Genomic DNA, 25,845 nt, shown 5'->3' with positions numbered 1-25,845 from the left:
GAATAAAGAAGAATAATTACATGTCTGAAAATCAAAAACCAAATAGACGACAGCAAATACTAGAATGCTTAGCTCATATGCTGGAAACCAGTCCTGGGCAGCGTATAACAACCGCTAAGTTAGCTGCACAAGTCGGTTTCTCTGAAGCGGCGTTGTACCGCCACTTCCCATCAAAAGCCCGCATGTTCGAAGGTCTGATTGAATATATCGAAGAGGCGTTGTTTTCACGCATCAATATGATTTTGGCAGATCAAAAAGAAACCATGGTACGTTGTCACCATATTACCCATGTTATTTTGATGTTCGCTGAACGCAATCCGGGTATGTGTCGAATTCTTGCTGGTGATGCGTTGGTTGGTGAAAACGAACGTCTACGGGCCAGAGTGCATCAATTATTTGAAAAGCTTGAAACCCAATACAAACAAATTCTACGCGAACGCAAATTGCGCGAAGGTAAAGGTTTTCCTATCGCTGAGGGGGCATTGGCTAATACCTTACTAAGTTACTGTGAAGGTAAAATAGGTGCTTACGTGCGCTCTGGTTTTAGTAAAAAGCCAAGTGAAAGCTTTACTGAACAATGGCAATTCATTACCGCGGCTTGTTAAGCGCTTAAATCGTCCCCATATTTAATGACATAAAACAGTTCAGCCAGTGAAGGTGCAGACCATTGCTGGCTTTCCTATATCTAAAAGAGCCTATTATGAATGAATTAAATCAATTACATCCATCCTCATTGTGGTCTATTTTCGCCAATATCTGTGCGATTCCGCATCCATCAAAACACGAACAAAAAATCTCAGCATGGATACAACAATGGGCAGCGGATCTTGGCATTGAATGCAAAGAAGATGAAGTTGGTAACCTATTTTTGAAGAAGCCAGCAACAGCAGGCATGGAAAACCGTAAAGGTGTTATTCTGCAAGCGCATATGGATATGGTGCCGCAAAAAAATAGTGGTACAGACCATGACTTCCTGACCGATCCGATTCGTCCATACATTGATGGCGAGTGGGTCACTGCAGATGGCACCACGTTAGGTGCTGATAATGGTATTGGCTTAGCGTCAGCGATGGCGGTGTTAGCGAGTGATGATGTTGTTCATGGTCCATTAGAAGTACTAGTAACCATTGATGAAGAAGCTGGCATGAGTGGTGCGTTTGGCCTTAAGCCGGGTTGGTTAGACGGTGAAATTTTAATTAATACCGATTCTGAGCAAGAAGGTGAAGTCTACATGGGCTGCGCTGGTGGTGTTGATGCTACTGCGACGTATATGCTTGAAACTGAAGCGGTACCACAAGATTGGGAATCGTTTAATATTTCAATTTCTGGCTTAAAAGGTGGTCACTCTGGTGTTGATATTCACTTAGGTCGTGGCAATGCCAATAAGCTTCTAGTGCGCTTTTTATTACAAGCGAGCAAGCAATTTGCTATTCAGCTAACCGAGCTTAATGGTGGTAGCCTGCGCAATGCTATTCCTCGTGAAGCAAACGCAAGCTTTGTTGTTGCCAAACAGCACATTGAGGCATTAACAACAGCATTTAACGATTACTTAGCGCAAATCAAACAAAACTTGCATGCTGTTGAACCGGATCTTTCTATGATGCTGATTCAGCCAGAAGAATTTGACCTAATGTGGTCACGTGCTTGTCAAAGCAACATTCTAGCGTCACTTAATGGTGCACCTAATGGTGTATTGCGCATGAGTGATGATATTGAAGGGGTTGTTGAAACCTCGATCAATATGGGTGTCTTACGCTGTAAAGGACCTAAATTTGTTGCACTTAATTTAATTCGTTCTTTGCATGACGATGGTCGTATAGAAACCGAAGAAATGATTGAGTCAGTATATTCACTAGCGGGCGCTAAGGTTGAGTTTTCTGGTGCCTACCCAGGTTGGAAGCCAAGTACTGATTCACAGATCATGAATTTAGTGCGTGAAACTTACCAAGATAACTTCGATAAAACGCCCGAGATCATGGTCATCCATGCTGGCTTAGAGTGTGGCTTGTTTAAAACCGAATACCCACATCTTGATATGGTATCGATTGGTCCAACAATTAAATTCCCGCATTCTCCAGATGAAAAAGTGGAAGTTAAGACCGTTGGTGAATACTGGCAGTTGTTAACCGCAGTATTGGCGAATATTCCAGAAGCCTAAATTACGCCGAAGATTAACTAAAAAAGCTACTGTGTAGTTAAGCTATTTACCTTTTGTGGACCTAGAATTCCGTCCAAGGCAGGAAAAGCTTAGGGTGCAGAGATTAATACTCAGACAAATATTTGTCTGAGTATTTTTTTGCTTGACTTGTAGAGGGATGCGACCGCTTTGTGCCATTTGGAGTCGTTCATATATAGAAAGAATTCACCGTCATCCCATCATGCCTTTGGATGGGATCTCCCTTCGTTTCGAGGTGGCTTTGAGGGGCCGTTTTGTGCCATTAGCTGACCTTTAGCATTTGCTAATATACTATTCAATATTTATAGCAATAGGCTAGGCATTGGAATGCAGGTCTACACGTTTGACGACGTTATCCCTTAAAAAGAAAAGTAGTTCTTTTGAATTATCGACATACTCCATGAATACACCATCTACGCCTGTAGCAGGGAATAGAGAAAGGGATATTGTTTACGGTATGACAATTCCACCTAGATTTACCGCGCGTTCAGCAATTAGTTATATGACAAGTTGGCATTGGGGAGTTAATTTTTTAAGAGATCCTGAATTTATATTTGCCAATATTGCTCACAGAATTAAAGATTTTAAAACGGGCACTGCAGGGATGATTAATTATATCAATAGCCAGTTTGATCAAACGATTAATTGGGATGATGTTAGTTGGTTAGCAGAGCAATGGGATGGGCCTATTGTTATTAAAGGGTGCCAATCTGGTAATGATGCAAAACTTGCAATCAATTCTGGCGCTAGTGCGATGATGATATCAAATCATGGTGGGCGGCAGCTAGATTGTTCTCCCGCTCCTATAGATTGCATCAAAGGCATTCGTGACGCGGTTGGTGAGGATCTGGAGTTAATTGTTGATGGGGGTATACGAAGAGGCAGTGATATCGTCAAAGCACTAGCAGCTGGAGCAAACGCTTGTTCAATTGGAAGACCATATTTGTATGGCCTAGCTGCTGGGGGGCAACAAGGTGTCGAACTTGCTTTATCTATGTTGAAATCAGAAGTTGAAAGAACAATGGCATTAATGGGAGCTAAATCGATTGCGCAAGTTGACCATGATTATCTATTCAAAAACAACTAATAAACTTTATCTTATTGCATTCCTAATACTTGCCCAGAAACAGTAAACGTTTCTCTATAAGTCGCTAACGTGGACCGCTCTTAAACTGTAGCCCATTGTAACAAGTTTATTACCATCGATGATGTGTAGATTATCAGAATGTAAATTAGAATTGATGATTCCTTCGACCAGCACGGGTTGTCTTAATGTTTTAACAGTGAAACCTTTGGGAAATGAAACTCGTACAATTTGATTAGGCTGTGGAAGAGGCATATGAATAGAAGCGCCTACCGAAGGTACGAGTAAAAACTCAGATACAATTATATTCTCTTTAAACTTTGTAGGTATTAAAAAACCTGACATGCGAACTACTTTGCCATCAATGTCATGATTTACTGTTTCAGCTTCACTTTTTTTATGAGCGATGTATTCTTCTCGTATACGAAAAACTTCATCGGCGTCAACACCTTCCTTTTTTAACTCCAATTTTATCTTTTCTATTTTTTGAGAGATTTCACTCTCTTTGGAATGAGTTAACCAAAATATTTCTTGTATCTTTCTTAGTTGTGAATCAGTCAAATTAGGTAGAACAATATCGCTCTTCGGGGGGGGAGGTTTCAATTGGTCCCACTCAATTGTTTCTGATGCGAAGGCTGAATTGATTAATACAAGGAAAAAAATGATTAAGGGAAGAAATTTTAGCAAAACAGTATCTCTATTAAGATAAAAGAGGCTCGAAGTTGCAAATGAACTTCGAGCCATAGTGTATTAAAGCGTATTTTTATAAATTACACCATCTTTCATGATAAGTTTAATTGTTTCAGGGCTATCTGGGCGTTTTTCTGCGCCAAACCATTTATCGCCAGTACCAACAATAGAGAAGTCTTTTAATGGGTTGCCGTCTAGAAGTAGGATATCTGCATAAGCACCAACTTCAATAACACCAAGCTTACCTTCTGGGTATGGGTTCCAGTAATCGCCTGTTAACGCAGCAATCTCACCACCAATAGACGTTAATGTCTTCAGCGATTCATAAGGGCCAAAGAAATGATTATTCAAATGTTTTTCATATGCAATTTGAATGTTACATGCATCAACCGATCCTACACAGTCTGTTTGGAATCCACGTTTTACTGGGCATTCTTTTGTCATGCTAGGCATATAACTTACAAATGCCGCCGTTGCAGATTTCGCCTTGCGCAAACTTGAAGGTACATTTTTAACTGCTGGAATATCTAGTAAGCCTGGATCAAAAGCAGTAATGTTAGTCGTTATATATGCACCTTTCTCTTTCATTAATTCAGCGATTTCACAATCAAACATAAAGCCATGTTCAATAGTTTTAACACCAGCATTAAGAGCATTGATAATTGCTTCTTTACGGTATGAATGAGCCATAACATAAGAACCATAGCTATCTGCTACAGCTACTGCAGCTTCTAACTCTTCTTTTGAACCCGCTAGTAATTGCCATGGATCAAATGCTGAAACAACCCCACCTGATTGCATGTATTTCAGCTGAGTCGCCCCCATACGAAAATTGTTTCGACCGTATTTGTTAATTTCAGCAACGCTATCAGCCTCTTGTGCTAGGTTTAATCGTCCCATGTTTGTTTGGGCACCAACTGGTGCCGAATAGTCGGCAAAATCAGCATGGCCGCCACGAGCACTTAAAAAAGCACCAGAAGGATAAAAGCGAGGACCTTTAATTTGCCCTGAATCGATGGCTCTTCTTAAGCCGCCATTAGCACCACCAGCATCACGCACAGTGGTAAACCCCTGCATTAAATACATTTCAGCCATACGAGTGCCATGAATAGCAAAATCTTCCCAAGTCGTATTTGCTTCCATTGCTGGTAACGTAGGCCCCATAAGCATTAAATGCGCATGGTTTTCAATAAAGCCTGGTGTTAATGTTTTGCCTGTACCATCAATAACGGTCGCATCTTGTGCCGCTTCGATGTCTTTTTCTGAAATACGAGCAATTTTATTACCATCAACTAGTACATTGAGATCTTCATATAGTTTATTGTCGGTACCATTAAAGACGTCAACATTTTTAAATAACACTTGCCCAGCCATTACTGAACTAGTCATTAGTGTGGTACAGATACCAATCGCTATACTTAATTTTAACTTTTTCATCTATTAATCCTTATGCTATTAAAAGTTTATGTAGTAATTAGTTGTTCAGCCAAGTATTTAGAACATTTTCGACAACAGGGGTTATCGAAAAGGTCACCATAAATTCAGGGCCAAAGTCTTCATCTTTTTCAATGTAGTAATCGAATTCAAAACCAAATTTCCATGGTCGGGAATTTAATATTGTCGTTTTACTAATATTAATATTTAGTGGAATTGTCCATTCTTGTTCATCAGCCTCATGGTTATATTCAACTTTAGGGGTACTTCCCCAAGTCCAACCCCCAGAAGCAAAATTGACCCACATCAATTGAGAAGAAGTAACGCTTAGTTTTCCTGCTTCCCCTAAATCTCCTTCGTCGGTGCTTTGAATATGAGATGTATATGCGCCTAACAAGCCTGTTTTATCTAATTTTCCATAAAAAATGCTGGGGCCAAAGCCTGTTATTTCCCCTCCTCCTACTTCACTATCACCTGAAGGCAGTGTTCCTACTATACCTACAGCTAACAATGTTCCTGGGGTTACATCACCAAAAGCATATACCAAATCATAACTAAGGTCGCCTAAGCCTGACTCTTCACCTCGGCTATCATAAATAATAGGTAAAGCTGGACGAAAAATTATTTTATCACCGCCAGATAAAATGAAAGGCAACACTGGTTGGAAAAGCGTCTGCGTTAATTCAGTATCATCTTCAAAAGATTTATATTGGTTTTTGAACGCTAAACTAGCAAACGCGGTATTCGGATTGGCAAGCTCTTTAGCAGCCTCATCAGCGGAAGCATTTTTGTCTGCCAAAGCGATAGGCGAATGCGCGATTATAAAAATAGGTAAAACACAGAGCGCTTTTTTATAGTAATTTTCAAGAATAATCCCTTTTAAATTTAAGTTATTGTTTTTCTGTAAATTGTAGTTGAGCATAATCGATACGATACCTATAATTTACCATTATGCGCCACTACTTTTCACCTATATGAAATTCGCAACGACATCGTCGCTCTTGTTAAGAGCTTTTATTAATTATTTTGACTCTAAAGGGGTAAATGTCGATTTATACTTAAGTCAAAATTATTTGCCTAACAAATTTATAATAATGAATAAAAATGTGATTGTTTCGACGCCATTAATTTATAGAATGTTTGAAGACATCGGCTGTAAAGAAGGGCTAAGAGGATTTGGCTGGGTGGTTGGAAATAATAGCTCCCTAGATGGATTAGCTAAAATAAGCCTCCGTGCCGCTGAAAAAAGCAATTTAGGGGAGGTAATAAAAGAATTCGTGAATCAATCTCCTAAGGGGTCCTCTCATGCTAATTTTTTTATAACAGAACACAAGGATACAATTGAATTTTGTCACAAAGGTGGAGTAAATAAACTTAACAAAGGCTACCTTGAACTGGAGTTGTTTTTACTTGGCTTTTTTAAACAATTTATAAGCATAATTACCGGTGAAAAAATAGATTTATTTTGTGCAAAGATTAGAAGTAAGGCTTCTCATTATATTCCAATGAAAGAGATTCGCGACTGCCAAGCCTATTTATCATTTTTAATCCCTAAAAGGATGTTGGAACTTCCTAATTTACAAAAAAAGCATAATTTCAACGAAAATGAAGTTGAAGATACAGAAGACAGTCAATTACTTAATTATAGAAGTTGTGCTCCCCTTGAGCGTTTAAGGTTAATTTTATTAAATTATGATGTATCGCAACTTCCGCCAGTCAATATCATTGCAGAAATGGAAGAGTGCTCAACAAGAACTCTACAAAGAGAGTTATCAAAAGCTAACTCCTCCTATATAGAAATAATTCAAGAAATTAAGATGCTCAACGCCGCAGTGCTTATGAAAAATGACGAATTTTCAGTAGAAAATATTTCGCAGCAGTTAGGGTATAAACATGTAAGCCATTTTAGTAGGGCATTTAAAAAATATTTCAGTACGACACCTTCGTCATATCGAAAAAATTATAAAAGGTAATTATTTGCGTTTATAATACTACAAAGAACTTTTAACAGAAAAAAGCGAAGTACAGTAATGTCCTTTAACTCATAGCAAGTGATAAAAACCCTTCACGCCAAATGCGCTAGCCAGCAATGCTGAGCATCAAGGTGTTAGACGTGTTATCAAAATGACCAATCACAAGGTGTTTAGTTACTTCTAATTTACTTATCCAAGCTAAACCTCATAAATGCCAAGTTGGTTTACTGTTACAGTAGAAATCCTATAAAAATTAGCAAGTAAAACACCAGCTTAGAACTTTGATTTATCAGAACCTGCCTACTATTCTATTTTAAATATAAACCAATGGATTAGGGATGATTGATAGTTCTAAGAGTTATATACATGTCCAAGATTATTTTTACGAGCGCCTTTTTAGCACTAATAGTAGGTGCTTCTATAGCTACACCATCGTCAATAGAACCTTCATCAATTTCCAAAACCTCATCTTGTAGTGGTCAACTAGTTTTGACCTACTACATACTTTTCGACGCTGGTGTTCCACCTATCTGTTTTAAGGTTCAAAGACTCTCTTTCCTCTGTTTCTAGCTGCAATGATTGTAACTCAACAACCGCTACAAACGGATAATGCTCATAGCTAGATTCTAAAGTCGCGCTACCACCACAAGAGCATGCAAATATATTCGAGGAGAAAATTACAGTGACTAAAAAAGCGATCAATTTTTTCATAATAATCCTTTATTTTGTTAAAACACATTGCCGTTTATCGCTTTTAAGAGACATTAACTTTTTCAATGATTAAACGTCAACTTTGCACCAATAGCTAACCATTCAAAAGTAATAGAATAGCATTTGGTTATCTGTTCTTTTCTAGAGCAATACCATAATCGATACCTAACAATACTCTTCTCATTGTTTCTTCGAAATTTCCAATTTTGTAGAGTTGCTCATCCGGATCAGTAAATATGTAAAAGCAATTATTATCGTCTACTAGCAGTATCATATGGTCGTGATGTGCCGATGCAAAGGCGAAGAGAGATACATCTATATCTTGCCAACAGTTACCTATCATCCCTCCAAAGTTAACTGCATCGCTTTTGAACGATACGTCGCTTGCAGAAATTTCTCGTCCGGCACCAACTTCCCCAACATTTAAGCCGCCGAACTCAGTTAGCACTGCAAGTGCATTTTCATGAGCTTTATTCGGTGAGTCTAAGGTTTGGCTTGTACTTTTAATTTGTCGTCCCTTATACCACCCAGCATCGACAAATAATTTAGTTATATATTCTTCTGTATTCATGGGATTCAACGACGTTTTTGAAAATGGTAAACCTGTTTTAAATTTTCTTGCTTGTGTGCGTCCGCTGCTCGCTCAAAGCGGAAGTTTTCCGCTCACCTGTATTCATCCTAAGGATTGAAAGCACCTTGTAAAGAGTTATTAATAAAAAAGCGCCAAATCCAAAAAGATTTGACGCTTTTGCTCAGGTCCACGAAAGGTAAATAGCTTGCTGTGTAGTGGCTTTTTTATTGCTTAAAATTAAGCGTGGGACTGCAATATATCGTCGAGCAATACTCGGTAGTCGGTGATAAATGGGTAATCATCGATTTGCCTACTCGCTTGCTTACTATCCGGGTTAGCGACAGCTAATAAATGACCTATGCCAAAGGTTTTTGCAGCATCAAGAATTGGTGTGCTATCGTCGACAAAAAGGGTGTGTTGCTTGTCAAAGCCGACGTCTTGTTGCAACTGTTGCCATAAACTTTGCGATTCTTTACTGACACCATATTGGTGACATGAGATTAACCTATCAAAGTATTTATCAAGGGCGGTTTTTTCGACTTTCAGACTCAAGCTACCTGGATGTGCATTGGTGACTAATATAACGCGTCGCCCCGATTTTCTCAGCGCTTGCATAAAGTCATGAGCATCATCTCGAAGGCGTATTAAATGGTCAACCTCCCGTTTTATGTCGGTGATCGGCATATTAATTTGCTCAGCCCAGTAATCGAGGCAGTACCAAGAAATGGTGCCTTCTACATCACAATATTTTTGCGCCAGAAAATCTTGTGCGGCACTGACGCTAATTCCTTGTGATTGTGCATACCTTTTGGGCAAATGTTGTTGCCAAAAATAGTTATCAAAATGCAAATCAAGAATGGTTCCATCCATATCCAGTAGAACGGTGTTGATATTTGCCCAGTCCAGCATTATTAATCCTATCAATACGTTAACCAATTAAGTATATTATTAAGAAATTGGCAACGATTTGCTATGCTTAATTAGACATTAACTTGGTTATATTATTCAGGCAAGTATGTTGTTTGACCTCATTCCTCAAATGCACTGATACGTTGAAGTTCCATGGATAACGATACAAAACTGGTTTTGCCTGAAATCCTGAAAAGTCAGGATGTAGCTAAAAGCCGCTTGGTGACGGTCGAGGCGATTGACCTCAAGTTCAGTAACGGTGAATTACGCACTTACGAAAAAATTAAAGGCGCTGGTCGAGGAGCGGTACTGATTGTGCCTATGCTCGATGATGAAACGATTATTTTGATACGCGAATATTGCGCAGGAACCCACTCATATCAACTGGGCTTTCCTAAAGGCCTGATTGACCCAGGTGAGCAAGCCAGTGAAGCGGCAAATCGTGAGTTGCAAGAAGAAATAGGCTTTGCGGCGACCGAAATCGACTATATTCATAAGGTAAGCCTAGCGCCGGCGTTTTTTAATGCCACTATGGAGCTATTTGTCGCCCGAGGATTGTACGAAAGTCGTTTACAAGGTGATGAACCTGAGCCATTGCAAGTGGTGCATTGGAAACTAAAAGATTATCAACAATTACTGGCACAACCAGATTTCACCGAAGCACGCAGTATCACTGCGTTGATGCTACTTTTAGATAGAATAAAAGGCTAATAATGAAGCAATCGATGTTGTTAGAAATTGCTATCAAGCTCGCCAAACTCGCTGGTGAAGACGTTATGCGATTTTACCAACAGGGTAATTTCGAAGAATATCATAAAGCGGACGATTCACCGGTAACCAGTGCCGATTTAGCGGCAAATAAACTGTTGGTCGATGAATTAACTCGCCTTACCCCTGACATTCCAATTATCTCCGAAGAAAGTACCAATATAGAGTTTCAACAACGACGTAATTGGCCTCGTTACTGGTTACTCGATCCTATCGACGGTACTGGCGAGTTTATCGCTGGCAGTGGCGACTTTGCGGTTAACATTGCCTTAGTCGAAAATAACTGGCCAACCATCGGCGTAATACATGCACCAGCACATGGCGTTACCTATTACGCGAGTAAAGGGGATGGCGCGTTTAAAGACGATGGTAAACACGTAAACGCCATTCAGGTTGCTGATTATGATGGTTCAAGAGCGCTTAACGTTGGTGTTTCTCGTCGACAAAACGTGGCGGTAATAGAGCAATATTTAAGTAAAGACTATAGCTATCAACATATCCCGCTAGGCAGTTGTTCACTAAAAAGTTGTCAAATTGCTGAAGGCTCAACGGATTGCTATTTGCGTATTGGCCCAACTGGCGAATGGGATACTGGCGCCAGCCAAATTATCCTGCAAGAAGCGGGTGGTAATATTGTCGATAGCGAGATGAATGAATTAAGTTACAACCGTCGTGAAAGTTTGATGAACCCAGATTTTATCGGTTTGGGAAATACTAAAATTGATTGGCAAAAAGTGATTATTCCACATCGATGCAGCCGAGATTATTAGAGGATTTAATTATGAAACGCGTTTTAACCCTATTGAGTGTGATATTAACCTGTTGTAGCTTTAATGCGACGGCAGAATGGTTACTGAATAATAACCAATCGAGTATCAACTTCGTAAGCATTAAAAAACAGGATATTGCTGAGTTGCATCGTTTTGCTAACCTTAAAGGCCGACTGATTGAGCATGGTCGAGGTGAGGTTGTGATTGACTTGGCAAGCGTTAATACCGGTATCGAAGTGCGTGATACGCGCATGAAAGAAATGCTGTTTGAAACCGAACGGTTTGGTAAAGCCATCATTAACGTTGATGTTGGCCGTATGTTCATGATGGAAATGGAGCAGGGTAAGCCATACCCTAAAACCATCCAAGGTAGCATCGAGATGCATGGCGTTACCAAAAGCTTTCATGTTGCAACAACCATTATCAGCTACGATAAAGACAACATTCTTATCTCAAGTATCCACCCAGTAATTATCAATGCCAGTGATTTTGGTTTTGATGAAGGAATCGCTAAATTGACAGAGGTTGCGGGTCTGCCAAGTATTTCAAAGGCCGTGCCGGTATCTTTTGTACTAACCTTTACTCGTAAGTAAGTATTAACTACGCTAAAAAAGCCAGTCTCGCAGAGCCTGGCTTTTTTGTTTGTAAATTAATAACTAGGGTGCGACCCAGCAAATATCAAACTTAGTCGCTAGACGGTTGCTCACCTTGTTCGAATAAGTGTCGTTCCATGATGTTGACGGTTTCGTGCAATTCTGAATAAACGATGACCCATTCTCCACACAACAGTTTGTCTTTTACTTGCTGTTTTTTATCGTCTAGCGAGATCTCTTCAAAGCCATAATCGGTTCCCTCGCGCAAAACGAATGATTCGATAATGTTGTCGAGCACATCACTGTTAAGTTGTTGTAATGGAATGATCATAATAAGCCTGTTGTCGATAACGGTACTGGTTAGCGCCAAGCCTCAGAAAAATAATCCAACACCCGTTGTTCAATAAAGTATTCAGGTTTGAATGGATTGCTACCGCCGATAAAGCCAACATGTCCGCCGTGCTGGCTCAGTTCATAGGTCAGCTTATCATTGTTGGGCAGTTGCTCGATAAATTTATGGCATAAAAACGGGTCATCCAGCGCATGTAGGACCAGCGTCGATGTGGTGATGTGCTCTAGCTGATAGATACCACTGACTTTTTCATAATAGTCGCTTGCATTATCAAAGCCATTGATAGGTGCGGTGATCTTATCGTCAAACTGCCACAGCTCCCGAATAGTGCTAAGTTCACTCTTTTCTATATGGTCAATTAAACCCAACTCCATCTTTTGCTGAGTGCTGTCTTTTAGCATATCAACTAGGTATTTTTGATAAATACGCGAAAAACCTTGGGAGATGCGCTGACTACAGCTGCTTAAATGCAAAGGTGCACAAATGATTGCTGCTGCAGCAAATGGGTGGTTTTTATCTTCCACTAGGTAGTTCGCCAATACATTACCGCCGAGCGAAAAACCCAATATGGCAAGCTTACGATTAGCAAACTGTTGCTTGAGGTGTTCGACACAATAATGAATATCAAAGGTATCACCACTGTGGTAACTCGGGCCGTGGCGATTGGGCTTGCCTGAGCAGCCTCTAAAGTGCATTAATAGGCCAATCCAACCACGCTGTTTGATGGCCATCATCATGCCCTTGGCGTAATGGCTATCAATCGAACCTTCTAAGCCATGTAAAACAAAGACGATAGGTTTGTCTGGTGCGACAGCAGGGTCTTCGGTCCAAGCAAGATCAACAAAATCACCATCCGGTATTTCAACGGTCTCAGTAATGATGTCGAGTTGTAGGTTTTTACGAAGAAGCTTACCCGCCATTGTTTGTAAATGGCAGTTGCTAATCCACCACGCTGGTCGGAAGTTACTGTTTATTATCATTGCAAGTTAGTGCGCTAATTATTTATTAAATCACGGCGATTATAGCGCTATTTGTGTTGCTTAAACATTCCCTTTGACAAATTTTAACCAAGGCCTATTTTTTACTGCTTTTTTTTGTAACGGCGATAAATGTTGCTAATGGTTGATTGGCGTCATCCATTAGGGTGAGCGTGTTGGCGTCGATTTGATATAAATCGGTTTCACTAAAGGCTTTAAACAGACCTTGTTCTTGTTGCATGCCTGCTTGACACATTTTGCGGGTCGCCATCGCTGGGCCTAACTCTAAGGTGGTTTCGGTCATTTCAAAACGACCAGAGTAGTTATTGCAACCGGCAAAGCCAGTAAAGTTTTGCGGGTCTTGTGAAAATTGAATAAAAATGGCCTTTTGATTCTCACCTAAGGCGACCTTTTTACCTGCGAGCATGGTCAGGTTCCATGGCTGACCAAGCAGATCAACGGTGACATCTGGGGTCTCTGCTTGTGGCGCAGACTGGCAGCCAGCAAGACCGATAAATATCGCAGGAAAGATGATAGTGAGTATTTTTTTCATTATTGCACTCCATAAGAACTGTGTTTTAAGGATAGATGTTTTGCACCATAAATGCCGAGCTAATTAAGGTGCAATTCGAGCGAAGCGAACAACGCTCTGATATAATCGATGTTAATTTGCTTATCTATTGAGAATAAACCATGTCAATCGAACAAACGTTGCGTGACCGCAGTGAAAACAAATGTGAACTATGTAGTGCTACAGACAACTTAACTGTCTATGAAGTTCCGCCGGTCGCCGAGCCAAACTCAGATAAGAGCGTTTTATTATGTGCGCATTGTAGCGCGCAGATAAACCAAACCGACAGCGATTATGACACCAATCACTGGCGCTGCCTTAACGACAGTATGTGGTCGCAAGTACCGGCAGTGCAAGTCATGGCATATCGTATGTTAAAGCGCCTTGACTCTGAAGGTTGGGCACAAGACCTACTCGATATGATATATATGGATGACGACGTCAAACAGTGGGCAGACTCTGCTGCTGGCGATGCGCCGGAGGCCGAAGATCCAACCCTTGATGTCAATGGTGCTCACTTGCAAGCTGGTGATAATGTTGTGCTAGTAAAAGATTTGGTCGTTAAAGGCGCAAACTTCACCGCCAAGCGCGGTACGGCCGTTCGTGGCATCTCACTTAGCTCCAACCCATTACATATTGAAGGTCGTGTAAATGGTACCCGCATCGTCATTATTGCAGCTTACACTAAGAAGATGTAATACCAAACCATTCGGTGTTATATGTTTAATTGCCCTTTTCAGATGAATTGAAAAGGGCGCTACTTTATTAACGTAATGCCCTTTTTATAGAAGTCAGAGATCTCTCGTCGGGTTATTCTGCCGCCATAATCTCTTCTATTTGTTCTAGCAACATCATCCACTGCTCTTCAGCGTCTTCCAACTTAGGTTTGAGATCAGATTGCGCTGATAGCAATTCATTTAACTTGGCTTTATTTTGCTCTTCATAAGTTGCAGGGTCGGCCATTTGTTGTTCGACTCCATCGAGTGTCGCTTGCCATTTTTCAATTTGCTGCTCGAGCTTATCAGCCTGTTTTTTTAATGGCGCGGCTTTTTTGCGAAGCTCTGCTTGCGCACGGCGTTGCTCTTTTTTATCGACTTTTTCGCTACTTTGCGAGTCGTTGGTATTTGCGGCTTTACTCGCGGCTTTTTTATCGTCGTCTAGCCACTTTTGATAGTCATCGATATCGCCTTTAAATTCTGTGACGTGACCTTGGCCGACAAGATAAAACTCGTCTACACAAGACTCTAGCAAATAACGGTCATGGGCAATAAGGATGATTGCACCTTCAAAGTTTTGCAATGCCATAACCAATGCTTGGCGCATTTCTAAATCGAGATGGTTAGTCGGTTCATCGAGTAACAACAATTGCGGCTTTTGCAGCACGATAAGCGCTAACACCAAGCGAGCTTTTTCACCACCTGACATTGTATTGATGACATTCAAGGCTTGATCACCACTAAAGCCAAAGCGACCAAGGTGATTACGGCCTTGCAGCTCGGTAAATTCCGGGTGCGCTAATAGCACCTGATTCACAGCGGTATCATCCATACGCAACTGTTCAAGTTGGTGCTGAGAGAAATACCCAATATTAAGTTCTTGAGCGCTAAACCGCTCACCCGACATAAGCGCCAATTCGCCTGCCAAAGACTTTATCAGCGTAGATTTACCAGCGCCGTTGCGACCCAATAAACCAATGCGACTGCCAGGTACCAAATCCATGTTCACTTGGCTAAGGATTTTCGCGCCTTCACCATAGCCACAGTCACTCGCTTGCACAGACAGTAATGGGTAGGGCATATGCTCTGGATTGCTGAATTCAAAACTGAATTGACTATCTACATGCGCCGGCATCAAGTCAGGTAGTTTTTCAAGTCGTTTTAAGCGGCTTTGAGCCTGTTTTGCTTTCGACGCTTTAGCGCGAAATCGATCAACAAATGAGGTCAGGTGTTTGACCTCTTTTTGTTGCTTTTGAAACATTGCTTCTTGTTGCGCTAAATGCTCGGCGCGTTGACGCTCAAACGAGGAATAATTGCCACTGTAGAGCTTGGCCTTTCCTTGTTCAATATGCAAAATTTCATCGATTACGTCATCGAGAAAATCTCTATCGTGGGAAATCAACACTAAGGTGCCGGTGTATCGTTTTAACCAACGTTGTAGCCATAACACCGCGTCTAAGTCTAAATGGTTGGTTGGCTCATCGAGCAGCATCAAATCAGCACGACTGATTAATGCTTGTGCGAGGTTTAAGCGCATACGCCAACCACCAGAGAAGCTACCAACGCTTAAGCTCAGTTGCTGTTGACTAAAGCCCAAACCATGCAGTAGTTCACCGGCCCTGGCTGGCAATGAGTAGCCGTTGATGGCATCAATTTGATCGAGAATGTTGGCTTCTTCATTACCATTGTTGTTATCTCGAGCAACTTGCAGTTGCTGTTCTAATTGGCGGAACTGACGGTCGCCGTCTTTAACGTATTCAAGTGCGCTTTTAGTTAGTGCAGGGGTTTCTTGTTTTACAGTGGCGATATCCCAGTTGCGCGGCATATCTAAATTGCCTTTATCGATTTGTAATTGCCCTAACAGCGCTGCAAAAAGAGACGACTTGCCACAACCATTTTTACCAACCAAACCAACTTTATGACCAGGGTAAATGGTGAAGCTAGAGTCTTCAATAAGGGTCTTTAAGCCCCTATCTAAAGTGATTTGCGATGCTTTAATCAAACTTCTTTCCTTTTTCTCTGTAGGGAAACGCGATAAAATAACGCCCTAATTGAGCAATTTTAGCTGTTTTTATTATGAAAAAACGATTTATCGCCGGTGCCAAATGTCCAGAATGCAATGCTATGGATACCTTAGCCTTATATAAAGAAGACGGCGTTGAAAAAGTAACCTGTGTTTCCTGTGGCATGTTAATGACCCAACCGGACGAGAAGGTAGCGCCTGAAGTACGTGGTGACGAAACCGTAATTGGCGTATTCAAGCCTTAACTCTTCAGAGTCTGCTTAAGATCTCACGAAGGCCATTAACTCTTTCAGCGTTATAGCCCACTGCTGCTTAGTAATGTGGAGGCGGCGCTTCATCTTCTGGGTTCGCAATTTGCGAAGCGTTCATGCTTTTTACCTTGTCGACAACCAAGTTCAGCTGATCTTTTAAATGGCTGATGCTTTCTTGATGCGCGGTGATTTCGATGTTGAGCTGTTCGATCACATCGTCCTGAAAAGCAATTTTGGCTTCTAGGTTGTCAATGCGGTCTTGTAATTGCTCAATGAGTAAAGTGTTCTCAGTCATTGGACTAACCTGTAATAAATTTTGCTCATTATCGCCAAAGCGCGCATGAAGTAAACCTTTTATTAGTACTAGGGTTTAAAAAGCGCTTTTTGACCCCATATCTGCATTTATCAACACTTTTGTTGAATAAAACAACAAATAAAGCCTATGCATTACGAGTTTTTATAGCTAGTATTGGGTGAAATTAAAAATTAAACATTGTATATGAGGTGCTTTCTTACATACGATGTTTTGGAGAAAGAGATGAAATTTATTACAAAGCCAACCATGGTTGCCGTAGCCGTATTGGCTCTTATTGGTTGTAACGAACCTCAAACTGAGAAGAAAGCCGCTACTCTTGAAACTGATGATCAAAAGCAAGCGTATGCTTTAGGTGCTTCTATCGGTAACTACATGAGCAACAACCTAACTGAAAATGAAAAGCTTGAAATCAACTTAGACAAAGAATTGATTTTAGCTGGTTTCCAAGAAACCCTTAACGGTGAAGGCCAGTTTGACGAGCAAAAAATGCAAGAAATGCTGATGGCTCTTGACCAACGTGTTCGTGAAAAGCGTGATGCATTAGCAAACGCTGATCGTGAGAAAGCACTTGCAGACGGTCAAACTTTTTTGACTGAAAATGCAAAACTTGAAGGTGTTGTAGTAACCGAGTCTGGTCTTCAATACCAAGTTATTAAAGAAGGCGAAGGTGACAAGCCTGCTGCTACTGATACCGTTAAAGTTCACTATAAAGGTACTTTAATCGACGGTACTGAATTTGATAGCTCATACAAGCGTAACCAACCAATTGAGTTCCCACTTAACCGTGTAATCAAAGGTTGGACTGAAGGCGTACAATTAATGAGCCCAGGTTCTCATTACAAATTTGTTATCCCATCAGAGCTTGCTTACGGTGAACAAGGTACAGGTCCAATTCCGGGCAATGCAACTTTGGTTTTCGAAGTAGAGCTTATTGAAATCGTCAAGCCAGCAACAGATGCAGAGACTGCGTCTTAATTCTTGGTCTGATAGCTAGTATGAAAAACGCCGGACAATGTCCGGCGTTTTTTTTGTATAAGACGGTTAAAAAGCGGTCTACCTATGCTTGGTAAATAGCTCTTCAATAAGGATATCTTCCATCTCGAAACGCTCTTCCAATAATTGCCCTAAGGCAGATAAATTAATATCGAACCCTTCTAAGGTGTCGTCTTCTGCCACTTCAGCGTATTTGTCATTGAAGTTCAGAGCGACATCCGTTGATTTAGAGATTTCAGGGTAGATGCGGGCGGCGAGGGCAACAGAATCAGGACCATTTTTCTTGCATTGGGCAACGAGTTGGTCGAACACCTCAAAGTGGCCTGCGGATATGTAATCCATTAGCAATTGGCAAAACGATTGAAGTTCGGTTTTTGTTGGTAAAGCTCGGTCAGCTTGATCATAAGGCGGTAAGCTTGCCAGTTGGCAATATCCCACTAAAACAGCCTGTCGTTCAGCCAGCCAATTATCAATCGCGGTATGTGAACCGCCCCATTGTTGCTGTGCTTGTTCTAAACGTGTAAGCATGTTCCCTCCATCATTAGTGTGATGCTTGTGAGATAATCTATATAAGACTGAATTTCTAACACAAATGCAACACTTTTTTATGCTTGATTATAAGTTATTTAGAATTCGATTTTGTCTGTTGGGAAGCAGCAATCGATTAAATTAAGTATAGTCCTAGGACAGTAATTACAAGTATTTTTTGAGGATTATTTTTAATCGTTGTGCAGCCTTACTCATTTGCTGCAGCAGAATCTGTTGATTGGTCTTTACATAGAGTGGATCAATCACCGTTGGATGGCTAAGTGATTGACATAATTCGCCTTTTAATTGGCAGTAGCCAGTAGTTGGCAAGCGGCTGATTTGCAACGATTCATTCGCCCAGCGCGTAATATCAATGGCCTGTTCGGTGCTATAGTCGGGCATTTTTTGCTGCATGATCTGCAGCCATTTTTTATTGCTTTTGCCATCGAGTAAACAGTAGTCCCACACCGCATGCAGGTTATCGCAATGGCGGTAGAAACTTGATGTTTTTACTTGGTTGCCACCTCTATCAGAGGAAAAACTAACATGCAGTGGTTGGTGAATATCACCTAACCAATGACCGAGAAAGAATAATGCTTGCCATAATTGTTGCTCATTAAACGCTGCTTTTAAGTGTTGCAAGTGGGTATGTATGGCATAGGTAATACAAGGCTTGTTGGCCGAGCAGCTATCTTTGCTAACACGGGTATGATTGCGTTTTACGTTAATGTAATGCCATGGTTTGTATTGGTCATAAAGCTTGTCACGCTTTATCGCATCTGGCCAATTACAGCCATTGGCAAAAGTAAGAGCTTGTTGGCTTGGTAAATTGAGGTAGCGATTTATGCGTTGTTTTTCTTTACTGGGGACAGTCTTTAGGATCGCGCGTATTTTTTGTCTGTCGTCTTGAGCAAGCTGCTGCCAAGTCGATTCGCATACCAATACATGGCCGTCTTTACCTAAAGCTAAGGTGTTGAACGATAGACTAATCAGTAGCAACGCAAACAGCTGACGCATATATGATGAACTCAAAACAATATTAACCATTCAAAGTGTTACATAGCCATTGAAAATAGCAAAGTCGAAGCTGCTTCTATGGCGTTAAGTATGTATATGATGATGGAGAAGTTACCCGAATGGATTGTGTTTGTTGATAACAGAGAGCACAAAATAAAAATTTGTCAGGAGCAAATTTTCTTTAGCGAAACTACCCGAAGGGTTTGTGCAGGGACCGCACAAAATAAAAAGGCCTTAACAAAGTTAAGGCCTGAAATGCTCGCTGTATGGTCTAGTTAAACTAGCTTCTTATTAGTTATTCTTAAGCTTGGTAAATTTTATAACAAAGCATCGGCGCTTACGCAACATTTTTTTACAAATTTATTTCACTTTTTATCACAATTGTCGGAATGTTATGCAGTTTTTTGTCAGTAATTTGAGTTTTGTTTGCCTTAAAACATAGTATCTGTGGTGCGTTTTGGGTAGAATGTCGGCAATTTTTTCCAGGGCTACAAAAAACGATGACCGAATTAAAAAATGATACCTACCTTCGTGCTCTATTAGGTGAGCCGGTTGATTACACTCCTGTATGGATGATGCGCCAAGCTGGACGCTATTTACCTGAGTATAAAGAAACCCGTAAAGACGCCGGTGACTTTATGTCACTGTGTCGCAATACCGAATTAGCAACTGAAGTGACCATTCAGCCTTTACGTCGTTTTGATTTGGATGCCGCTATTTTATTCAGTGACATTCTAACCATTCCGGATGCCATGGGGTTAGGTTTATATTTTGAAACCGGTGAAGGTCCAAAATTTGAACGCCCAATTAGTTGTGCCGCCGATGTACAAAAAATCGGTCACCCAGATCCAGAAGGTGAATTGCAATACGTTATGAATGCGGTTCGTTCAATTCGTAAAGAACTTGATGGCAAAGTACCACTAATTGGTTTTTCTGGTAGCCCATGGACATTAGCAACTTATATGGTTGAAGGCGGCAGCTCTAAAGCCTTTACCAAAATCAAAAAAATGATGTTTGCTGAGCCGCAAACTTTGCACTTGTTATTAGACAAGTTGGCTGATTCAGTAATTTCATACTTGAATGCGCAAATTGCGGCTGGTGCACAATCGATCATGGTATTTGATACCTGGGGTGGGGTACTTAGCCCAGGCATGTACAAAGAGTTTTCTTTGCAATACATGGCGAAAATCGTTGATGGTCTAAATCGTGAGAACGAAGGCCGTAAAGTGCCAGTAACCTTATTCACTAAGAACGGTGGTATGTGGTTAGAATCAATCGCTGCAACAGGTTGTGATGCGGTTGGTCTTGATTGGACCATTAATATTGAAGATGCGGTTGCTCGTGTTGGTGATAAAGTTGCCTTACAAGGTAATATGGACCCATCAATGTTATATGCACCAAAAGAGCGTATTGAAGATGAAGTACAACGCATTCTTAATGGCTTTGGTCACAAGGGCACAGGTCACGTATTTAACCTAGGTCATGGTATTCACCCAGATGTGAACCCAGAACATGCAGGTTACTTTATCGATGCCGTGCACAAGTACAGTAAACAATATCATCGATAAGCAGCGTACAACGACAAACAATAAAGGGGCAGATGCCCCTTTATTGTTTGTTGCCCATAAATGCGGTTTAATACCTGCTATTAATAAAATAATCTCCGTACCATGCAAACTTTGACTCAATCATTGAAAACTCTGTCTACCTTTGCCATCGAGAGCTTTGGTGAAAACGTTATTCATTTGCAATCTTTGGCAGATGTTCAGGCGCTTGCAACCAATTTACCTGAGTCGTTTTATATTCTTGGCGGCGGCAGCAATACTATTTTTGTTGAGGATTATGCTGGCGCACTAATATGCCCTGAATTAAAAGGCATTGAGGTAACCACAACCGCTGAGCATTTTCATTTGCATGTAGGTAGTGGCGAAAATTGGCATCAGCTTGTTGAGCATTGCTTAGTGCAAGGTATGTATGGCCTGGAAAATTTAGCCCTTATTCCCGGTAACTGTGGCGCGGCTCCGATTCAAAATATCGGTGCTTATGGTGTCGAGTTGAGCGATGTCTGTGACTACGTTGACTGGTATGATTTTGACAAAGCTGAAGTGGTCAGAATGTCGGTCGATGCATGCCAATTTGGTTATCGTAATAGTATTTTTAAAGGTGCATTAAAGGGCAAAGGCATTATCACTGCCATCGGTCTTAAATTAAGCAAAGCTTGGCAAGCGAAGATTGCTTACGCTGGTCTAAAAGAACTTGGCAGTGAAGCAACGGCACACCAGGTGTTTGATGCTGTAGTGCGAATTCGTCAGAGTAAACTTCCTGATCCTGCGCAAACCCCAAATACCGGTAGCTTTTTCAAAAACCCTGTTGTTGATAATAATACATACCAAAGATTACAGGCTCAGTTTAAAGATATACCGGCTTACCCACAAGCCGATGGCTCGGTAAAGATTGCCGCAGGTTGGTTAATCGACCAATGTCAGTTAAAAGGGCATCAAATAGGTGGTGCGGCAGTGCATGTTAAGCAAGCGTTAGTGCTTATCAACAAAGATAACGCGAAAGGTCGCGATATTATCGAGCTGGCCAAGTACGTACAGCAAATGGTCGTTAACAAATTTGCGATTCAATTGCAGCCAGAAGTTCGGTTTATCGGCCAACAAGGCGAGATGACCTTAGAGCAATTTGTATAGAGAGATAGCACATTGGCAAAAGTAGTACGCGAAGAACTTATCAGGCAGTTAGCATCAGGACAATTTGTTTCTGGGCAGTTTCTGGCTGAGCATTTAGGGGTTTCCCGAGCTGCGATTTCCAAACATGTTAAAGCGCTCGGCGAGATGGGGTTAGATATCTTCTCGGTACAAGGCAAAGGTTACAAACTTGCCCACCCAATGCAACTGTTAGAGCAGCAGCAAATAAGCCAACATCTTCAGACTTTGGGTGCACAAAATAACGTCGAAGTGCACACCATCATTGATTCAACCAATTCGTATTTGATGCGTCGATTACCGAATCAGGTCACTCACGGCCAAGTATGTATCTCTGAATATCAATCGGCAGGTCGCGGTCGTCGCGGTAAACAATGGCAGTCACCATTAGGCTCTCATCTATATATGTCGATGTATTGGTATTTAGAACAAGGTATGGCGGCAGCGATGGGCATTTCCATTGTTGTTGGTATTGCCGTAGCCGATGTACTTAAAGGTATTTATGGCTTACCTGTGCAATTGAAGTGGCCGAACGATATATACGTTGATGGCGCCAAGCTTGCTGGTATTTTAGTTGAGTTAGAAGGGCAAAGCATTGGCCCCGGTCATTGTGTTATTGGCCTTGGCTTGAATGTACAAATGCCAGACAACAGCGCCGCAGAAATCGACCAATCTTGGACTGACCTAAGTCGTGAATTAACCGACAATATTGACCGTAATTTATTAACCGCGCAATTGATCGCGCAAATCAGCAAACGATTAAAGCAGCACCATCAATTTGGTTTAGCGCCGATGTTAGACGATTGGCAAAAACAAGATTACTTTTATAATAAAAATGTGTTGTTGCTGGCCGGCGATAAAACCACGCGAGGTATTTGCAAAGGCATTAACCAAAGCGGTGCACTATTATTGGAAATTGATGGTAAATTGCAGCCAGTATATGGCGGTGAAGTCAGCTTACGGGCCGGATAATATAATGTATTTGTTGATTGATACGGGAAATACCCAAGTTAAATATATGCAGTCGCACTTAGGGGAGATGGGCTTAATTGAGCGCACCTCCAATGAGCGATTTTTGCAGTTATTGCCTCGCTTTGAAAATGTACAACAAATATTAGTGGCCAGCGTGGCTAACGATACCTTTGCTGACAGTATTTGTCAGTGGGCCAAAGACAACAACATCGTCTGTCAGCATCTTGTGACCCAAGCTGAGTCATTTGCCATCAAAAACAGTTATGCAAATTACCATACCATGGGCATTGATCGCTGGCTTGCGGTGATTGGTGCAGAGCAACTCTATCCGAATCGTAATCTAATCGTAATTGATTCTGGAACGGCGACCACCATTGATGTGTTATCTGCAGACAAACAACATCAAGGTGGCTGGATCGTACCAGGTATCGACTTGATGGCGAATAGCTTATTTAGCAACACCGATAAAGTATTTGGTGAGGTAAGCGCGATAGAGAAATTGGAATTTGGTAGCAGCACGCCAGATAACGTCAATATGGGCGTTTGGGCGATTAACATTGGCTTGGTTAATCAGGCCATTAGTTTATGCAAACAGCAGCAATTGGATGACGTTATTTTGGTTTTTACCGGTGGTTATGGCGATAGCCTTAAAAAGGCAGGGAAATTTAATGGTGAAACCGTTGAAAATCTTGTGTTTCAGGGAATCGCGCGTTTTATAGATGGCAGTTAAGATGTTAAAAATTGATTATAAAAACCATCATTGGCAATGAATTTCTAACAATTTTGACTGAAAAAACGACAATCGATAAAAAAGTGGAATTTTTTTTTAATTTTCGGTTGCAAGGCGCAAAACATTACTCTAGAATTCGCTCCACTTAATGCAGTGCCGTCTTAGCTCAGTTGGTAGAGCAACTGACTTGTAATCAGTAGGTCGCCAGTTCGACTCCGGCAGACGGCACCATTAATTCCACTTCGTTAAGTTGTGGTAAAAAAAGAATTTTTTGGAGGGGTTCCCGAGTGGCCAAAGGGATCAGACTGTAAATCTGACGGCTCCGCCTTCGGTGGTTCGAATCCACCTCCCTCCACCAATTTTCGCTGAAATAGCTGTGAGACGCGCGGGTGTCGTATACTGGCTATTACCCTAGCCTTCCAAGCTAGAGAAACGGGTTCGATTCCCGTCACCCGCTCCATTTGGATATCAGGATGCTGATGTAGCTCAGTTGGTAGAGCGCACCCTTGGTAAGGGTGAGGTCGGGAGTTCGAATCTCCCCATTAGCACCACTCCTGATTATCCCTAATGAAGAACCTTCCTTCTCCGTCTACCATTTATTTTCATCGTGAATTTTTAGGAACTGTTGATTCTTAGATCGTGTAGCATGCTGCATTGTATCTGCTGATCAGTGCAGACCTGAATATATAAATCGGCGTGAATTTTCGACCTGCAAAAATGGTGTAAAAATATCACACGCTCTGCAAAATACTGTTTTGTACATAAAGGTAATTGAAAATGGCAAAAGAAAAATTTGAACGTTCGAAACCGCACGTTAACGTTGGTACTATTGGCCACGTTGACCACGGTAAGACAACTCTAACGGCTGCAATCTCTGCAGTTCTAACTAAAACTCACGGTGGTGAAGTACGTGATTTCGCTCAAATCGATAACGCTCCAGAAGAGCGTGAGCGTGGTATCACAATCAACACTTCTCACATTGAGTACGATACAGAGACTCGTCACTACGCACACGTAGACTGTCCTGGTCACGCCGATTACGTTAAAAACATGATCACAGGTGCGGCACAAATGGACGGCGCGATTCTAGTAGTTGCAGCGACAGATGGTCCAATGCCACAAACACGTGAGCACATCCTTCTTTCACGTCAGGTTGGTGTACCTTTCATCATCGTATTCATGAACAAATGTGACATGGTTGATGACGAAGAGCTACTTGAGCTAGTAGAGATGGAAGTTCGTGAACTTCTTTCAGAATATGACTTCCCAGGTGATGACCTACCAGTTATCCAAGGTTCAGCACTAGGTGCATTGAACGGCGAAGCTAATTGGGAAGCGAAAATACTAGAACTTGCAGAAGCACTAGATACTTACATTCCAGAGCCAGAGCGTGCGATTGACGGTGACTTCATTCTTCCAATCGAAGATGTATTCTCAATCCAAGGTCGTGGTACAGTTGTTACTGGTCGTGTTGAGCGCGGTATCATCAAAGTTGGTGAAGACGTAGAAATCGTTGGTATTAAAGAAACGACGACGACAACTTGTACTGGTGTAGAGATGTTCCGTAAGCTTCTAGACGAAGGTCGTGCTGGTGAGAACTGTGGTGTTCTTCTACGTGGTACTAAGCGTGATGAAGTTCAACGTGGTCAAGTACTTGCTAAGCCAGGTTCAATCACTCCTCACACTAAGTTCGAATCAGAAGTATACGTACTAACCAAAGATGAAGGTGGTCGTCACACGCCATTCTTTAAAGGTTACCGTCCACAGTTTTACTTCCGTACGACAGACATCACTGGTGCAGTAGAGCTTCCAGAAGGTGTAGAAATGGTAATGCCAGGCGACAACTTGAAGTTTGTTGTTGAGCTTATCAACCCAATCGCGATGGACGAAGGTTTACGCTTCGCTATCCGTGAAGGTGGCCGTACAGTAGGTGCTGGTGTTGTATCTAAAATCATCGACTAACAATTAATTGCTCCTGCATTAATTGTGTTTCCACCATCCGTGGTGGTCAT

At 41.4% G+C, this 25,845-nt stretch carries 28 protein-coding genes and 4 tRNA genes; 19 read left to right on the top strand and 13 right to left on the bottom strand.

Annotated elements, in window-relative coordinates:
- Positions 1 to 20 precede the first annotated feature (20 nt).
- The 3 genes from slmA to HII16_RS06655 all read left to right on the top strand — a co-directional run bounded on the left by slmA (position 21) and on the right by HII16_RS06655 (position 3,263).
- A complete protein-coding gene (gene slmA / locus HII16_RS06665; protein ID WP_169128642.1) occupies positions 21 to 605 on the top strand; it encodes a nucleoid occlusion factor SlmA in 585 nt (194 codons plus the stop codon).
- Positions 606 to 700: 95 nt separating this feature from the next.
- Entirely contained in the window at positions 701 to 2,158 is a 1,458-nt protein-coding gene (locus tag HII16_RS06660; protein ID WP_169128640.1) for an aminoacyl-histidine dipeptidase, read from the top strand.
- A 361-nt stretch (positions 2,159 to 2,519) separates the two neighbouring features.
- Positions 2,520 to 3,263 carry an alpha-hydroxy acid oxidase gene (locus HII16_RS06655; protein WP_248289531.1) on the top strand — a complete coding sequence of 248 codons (744 nt, stop codon included), beginning with the start codon at positions 2,520 to 2,522 and terminating at the stop codon, positions 3,261 to 3,263.
- 54 nt (positions 3,264 to 3,317) lie between these two features.
- Here the strand turns inward: HII16_RS06655 and HII16_RS06650 are convergent, their stop codons facing one another.
- From HII16_RS06650 to HII16_RS06640, 3 genes are all read right to left on the bottom strand, one after another.
- Complete coding sequence (locus HII16_RS06650) at positions 3,318 to 3,947, bottom strand: DUF3299 domain-containing protein (RefSeq protein ID WP_169128638.1); 630 nt, start codon at positions 3,945 to 3,947, stop codon at positions 3,318 to 3,320.
- A gap of 63 nt (positions 3,948 to 4,010) precedes the next feature.
- Positions 4,011 to 5,387 carry an amidohydrolase family protein gene (locus HII16_RS06645; RefSeq protein WP_169128636.1) on the bottom strand — a complete coding sequence of 459 codons (1,377 nt, stop codon included), beginning with the start codon at positions 5,385 to 5,387 and terminating at the stop codon, positions 4,011 to 4,013.
- A 37-nt stretch (positions 5,388 to 5,424) separates the two neighbouring features.
- On the bottom strand, positions 5,425 to 6,306 hold the full coding sequence (locus tag HII16_RS06640; protein ID WP_169128634.1) for a hypothetical protein: 882 nt from the start codon (positions 6,304 to 6,306) through the stop codon (positions 5,425 to 5,427).
- Positions 6,307 to 6,478: 172 nt separating this feature from the next.
- On the opposite strand from HII16_RS06640, the gene HII16_RS06635 reads away from it, so the two are divergent.
- A complete protein-coding gene (locus HII16_RS06635) occupies positions 6,479 to 7,357 on the top strand; it encodes a helix-turn-helix transcriptional regulator (protein WP_169128632.1) in 879 nt (292 codons plus the stop codon).
- Positions 7,358 to 7,840: 483 nt separating this feature from the next.
- Here HII16_RS06635 and HII16_RS06630 read toward each other — a convergent pair whose 3' ends face one another.
- From HII16_RS06630 to yrfG, 3 genes are all read right to left on the bottom strand, one after another.
- Complete coding sequence (locus HII16_RS06630; RefSeq protein ID WP_169128630.1) at positions 7,841 to 8,068, bottom strand: hypothetical protein; 228 nt, start codon at positions 8,066 to 8,068, stop codon at positions 7,841 to 7,843.
- Between the two features lie 127 nt (positions 8,069 to 8,195).
- Positions 8,196 to 8,639 (bottom strand): SUKH-3 domain-containing protein, encoded by a 444-nt coding sequence (locus HII16_RS06625; protein WP_169128628.1) that lies wholly within the window; start codon positions 8,637 to 8,639, stop codon positions 8,196 to 8,198.
- A 237-nt stretch (positions 8,640 to 8,876) separates the two neighbouring features.
- Entirely contained in the window at positions 8,877 to 9,548 is a 672-nt protein-coding gene (gene yrfG / locus HII16_RS06620; RefSeq protein WP_169128627.1) for a GMP/IMP nucleotidase, read from the bottom strand.
- 153 nt (positions 9,549 to 9,701) lie between these two features.
- Here yrfG and nudE point away from each other — a divergent pair, with 153 nt between their 5' ends.
- Genes nudE through HII16_RS06605 form a run of 3 tightly spaced genes read left to right on the top strand, consistent with a single transcriptional unit; the run spans position 9,702 to position 11,679 of the window.
- Positions 9,702 to 10,259, top strand: coding sequence for an ADP compounds hydrolase NudE (gene nudE, locus HII16_RS06615; protein ID WP_169128612.1), 558 nt, complete (start codon positions 9,702 to 9,704; stop codon positions 10,257 to 10,259).
- Between the two features lie 2 nt (positions 10,260 to 10,261).
- Positions 10,262 to 11,086, top strand: coding sequence for a 3'(2'),5'-bisphosphate nucleotidase CysQ (gene cysQ, locus HII16_RS06610; protein WP_169128610.1), 825 nt, complete (start codon positions 10,262 to 10,264; stop codon positions 11,084 to 11,086).
- Positions 11,087 to 11,097: 11 nt separating this feature from the next.
- On the top strand, positions 11,098 to 11,679 hold the full coding sequence (locus HII16_RS06605) for a YceI family protein (RefSeq protein WP_169128608.1): 582 nt from the start codon (positions 11,098 to 11,100) through the stop codon (positions 11,677 to 11,679).
- A 91-nt stretch (positions 11,680 to 11,770) separates the two neighbouring features.
- On the opposite strand, the gene HII16_RS06600 is transcribed toward HII16_RS06605, so the two are convergent.
- The 3 genes from HII16_RS06600 to HII16_RS06590 form a co-directional block, all read right to left on the bottom strand.
- Positions 11,771 to 12,010 carry a YheU family protein gene (locus tag HII16_RS06600; protein WP_135438273.1) on the bottom strand — a complete coding sequence of 80 codons (240 nt, stop codon included), beginning with the start codon at positions 12,008 to 12,010 and terminating at the stop codon, positions 11,771 to 11,773.
- A 29-nt stretch (positions 12,011 to 12,039) separates the two neighbouring features.
- Positions 12,040 to 13,011, bottom strand: coding sequence for a hydrolase (locus HII16_RS06595; RefSeq protein ID WP_169128606.1), 972 nt, complete (start codon positions 13,009 to 13,011; stop codon positions 12,040 to 12,042).
- A gap of 94 nt (positions 13,012 to 13,105) precedes the next feature.
- Positions 13,106 to 13,561, bottom strand: coding sequence for an META domain-containing protein (locus HII16_RS06590; protein ID WP_169128604.1), 456 nt, complete (start codon positions 13,559 to 13,561; stop codon positions 13,106 to 13,108).
- A gap of 140 nt (positions 13,562 to 13,701) precedes the next feature.
- On the opposite strand from HII16_RS06590, the gene HII16_RS06585 reads away from it, so the two are divergent.
- A complete protein-coding gene (locus HII16_RS06585; protein ID WP_169128602.1) occupies positions 13,702 to 14,277 on the top strand; it encodes a PhnA domain-containing protein in 576 nt (191 codons plus the stop codon).
- 112 nt (positions 14,278 to 14,389) lie between these two features.
- Here the strand turns inward: HII16_RS06585 and HII16_RS06580 are convergent, their stop codons facing one another.
- The gene (locus HII16_RS06580) at positions 14,390 to 16,297 is read right to left on the bottom strand and encodes an ATP-binding cassette domain-containing protein (RefSeq protein WP_169128600.1); all 1,908 of its coding nucleotides are present in this window, start codon (positions 16,295 to 16,297) and stop codon (positions 14,390 to 14,392) included.
- A 74-nt stretch (positions 16,298 to 16,371) separates the two neighbouring features.
- On the opposite strand from HII16_RS06580, the gene HII16_RS06575 reads away from it, so the two are divergent.
- A complete protein-coding gene (locus HII16_RS06575; RefSeq protein WP_169128598.1) occupies positions 16,372 to 16,563 on the top strand; it encodes a YheV family putative zinc ribbon protein in 192 nt (63 codons plus the stop codon).
- A 67-nt stretch (positions 16,564 to 16,630) separates the two neighbouring features.
- Here the strand turns inward: HII16_RS06575 and HII16_RS06570 are convergent, their stop codons facing one another.
- Positions 16,631 to 16,864, bottom strand: coding sequence for a SlyX family protein (locus HII16_RS06570; RefSeq protein ID WP_169128596.1), 234 nt, complete (start codon positions 16,862 to 16,864; stop codon positions 16,631 to 16,633).
- Positions 16,865 to 17,107: 243 nt separating this feature from the next.
- Between HII16_RS06570 and fkpA the strand changes: the two genes are divergently transcribed.
- The gene (fkpA, locus tag HII16_RS06565) at positions 17,108 to 17,860 is read left to right on the top strand and encodes an FKBP-type peptidyl-prolyl cis-trans isomerase (RefSeq protein WP_169128594.1); all 753 of its coding nucleotides are present in this window, start codon (positions 17,108 to 17,110) and stop codon (positions 17,858 to 17,860) included.
- A gap of 78 nt (positions 17,861 to 17,938) precedes the next feature.
- Here the strand turns inward: fkpA and rsd are convergent, their stop codons facing one another.
- Positions 17,939 to 18,406: a sigma D regulator gene (gene rsd / locus HII16_RS06560; RefSeq protein WP_169128592.1), complete on the bottom strand. Its 468-nt coding sequence runs from the start codon at positions 18,404 to 18,406 to the stop codon at positions 17,939 to 17,941.
- Between the two features lie 165 nt (positions 18,407 to 18,571).
- On the bottom strand, positions 18,572 to 19,453 hold the full coding sequence (locus HII16_RS06555) for a S1/P1 nuclease (RefSeq protein ID WP_169128590.1): 882 nt from the start codon (positions 19,451 to 19,453) through the stop codon (positions 18,572 to 18,574).
- A gap of 470 nt (positions 19,454 to 19,923) precedes the next feature.
- On the opposite strand from HII16_RS06555, the gene hemE reads away from it, so the two are divergent.
- From hemE to tuf, 9 genes are all read left to right on the top strand, one after another.
- The gene (gene hemE / locus HII16_RS06550) at positions 19,924 to 20,991 is read left to right on the top strand and encodes a uroporphyrinogen decarboxylase (protein ID WP_169128588.1); all 1,068 of its coding nucleotides are present in this window, start codon (positions 19,924 to 19,926) and stop codon (positions 20,989 to 20,991) included.
- A 102-nt stretch (positions 20,992 to 21,093) separates the two neighbouring features.
- A complete protein-coding gene (gene murB, locus HII16_RS06545) occupies positions 21,094 to 22,116 on the top strand; it encodes a UDP-N-acetylmuramate dehydrogenase (RefSeq protein ID WP_211183436.1) in 1,023 nt (340 codons plus the stop codon).
- A gap of 12 nt (positions 22,117 to 22,128) precedes the next feature.
- Complete coding sequence (birA, locus tag HII16_RS06540; protein ID WP_169128586.1) at positions 22,129 to 23,103, top strand: bifunctional biotin--[acetyl-CoA-carboxylase] ligase/biotin operon repressor BirA; 975 nt, start codon at positions 22,129 to 22,131, stop codon at positions 23,101 to 23,103.
- Between the two features lie 4 nt (positions 23,104 to 23,107).
- Positions 23,108 to 23,833, top strand: a complete 726-nt coding sequence (locus tag HII16_RS06535) for a type III pantothenate kinase (RefSeq protein WP_169128584.1) — start codon at positions 23,108 to 23,110, stop codon at positions 23,831 to 23,833.
- 155 nt (positions 23,834 to 23,988) lie between these two features.
- A tRNA-Thr gene (locus tag HII16_RS06530) sits at positions 23,989 to 24,064 on the top strand.
- A gap of 42 nt (positions 24,065 to 24,106) precedes the next feature.
- Positions 24,107 to 24,191 (top strand) — tRNA-Tyr (locus HII16_RS06525).
- A gap of 27 nt (positions 24,192 to 24,218) precedes the next feature.
- Positions 24,219 to 24,293: transfer RNA gene (locus HII16_RS06520), tRNA-Gly, on the top strand.
- A 15-nt stretch (positions 24,294 to 24,308) separates the two neighbouring features.
- Positions 24,309 to 24,384: transfer RNA gene (locus HII16_RS06515), tRNA-Thr, on the top strand.
- 226 nt (positions 24,385 to 24,610) lie between these two features.
- A complete protein-coding gene (gene tuf, locus HII16_RS06510; RefSeq protein WP_169128582.1) occupies positions 24,611 to 25,795 on the top strand; it encodes an elongation factor Tu in 1,185 nt (394 codons plus the stop codon).
- Positions 25,796 to 25,845 lie beyond the last annotated feature (50 nt).

It is taken from the genome of Thalassotalea sp. Y01 (assembly GCF_012932945.1).
Taxonomy (GTDB): domain Bacteria; phylum Pseudomonadota; class Gammaproteobacteria; order Enterobacterales; family Alteromonadaceae; genus Thalassotalea_A.
This window is presented reverse-complemented; position numbering and strand designations above follow the sequence as displayed.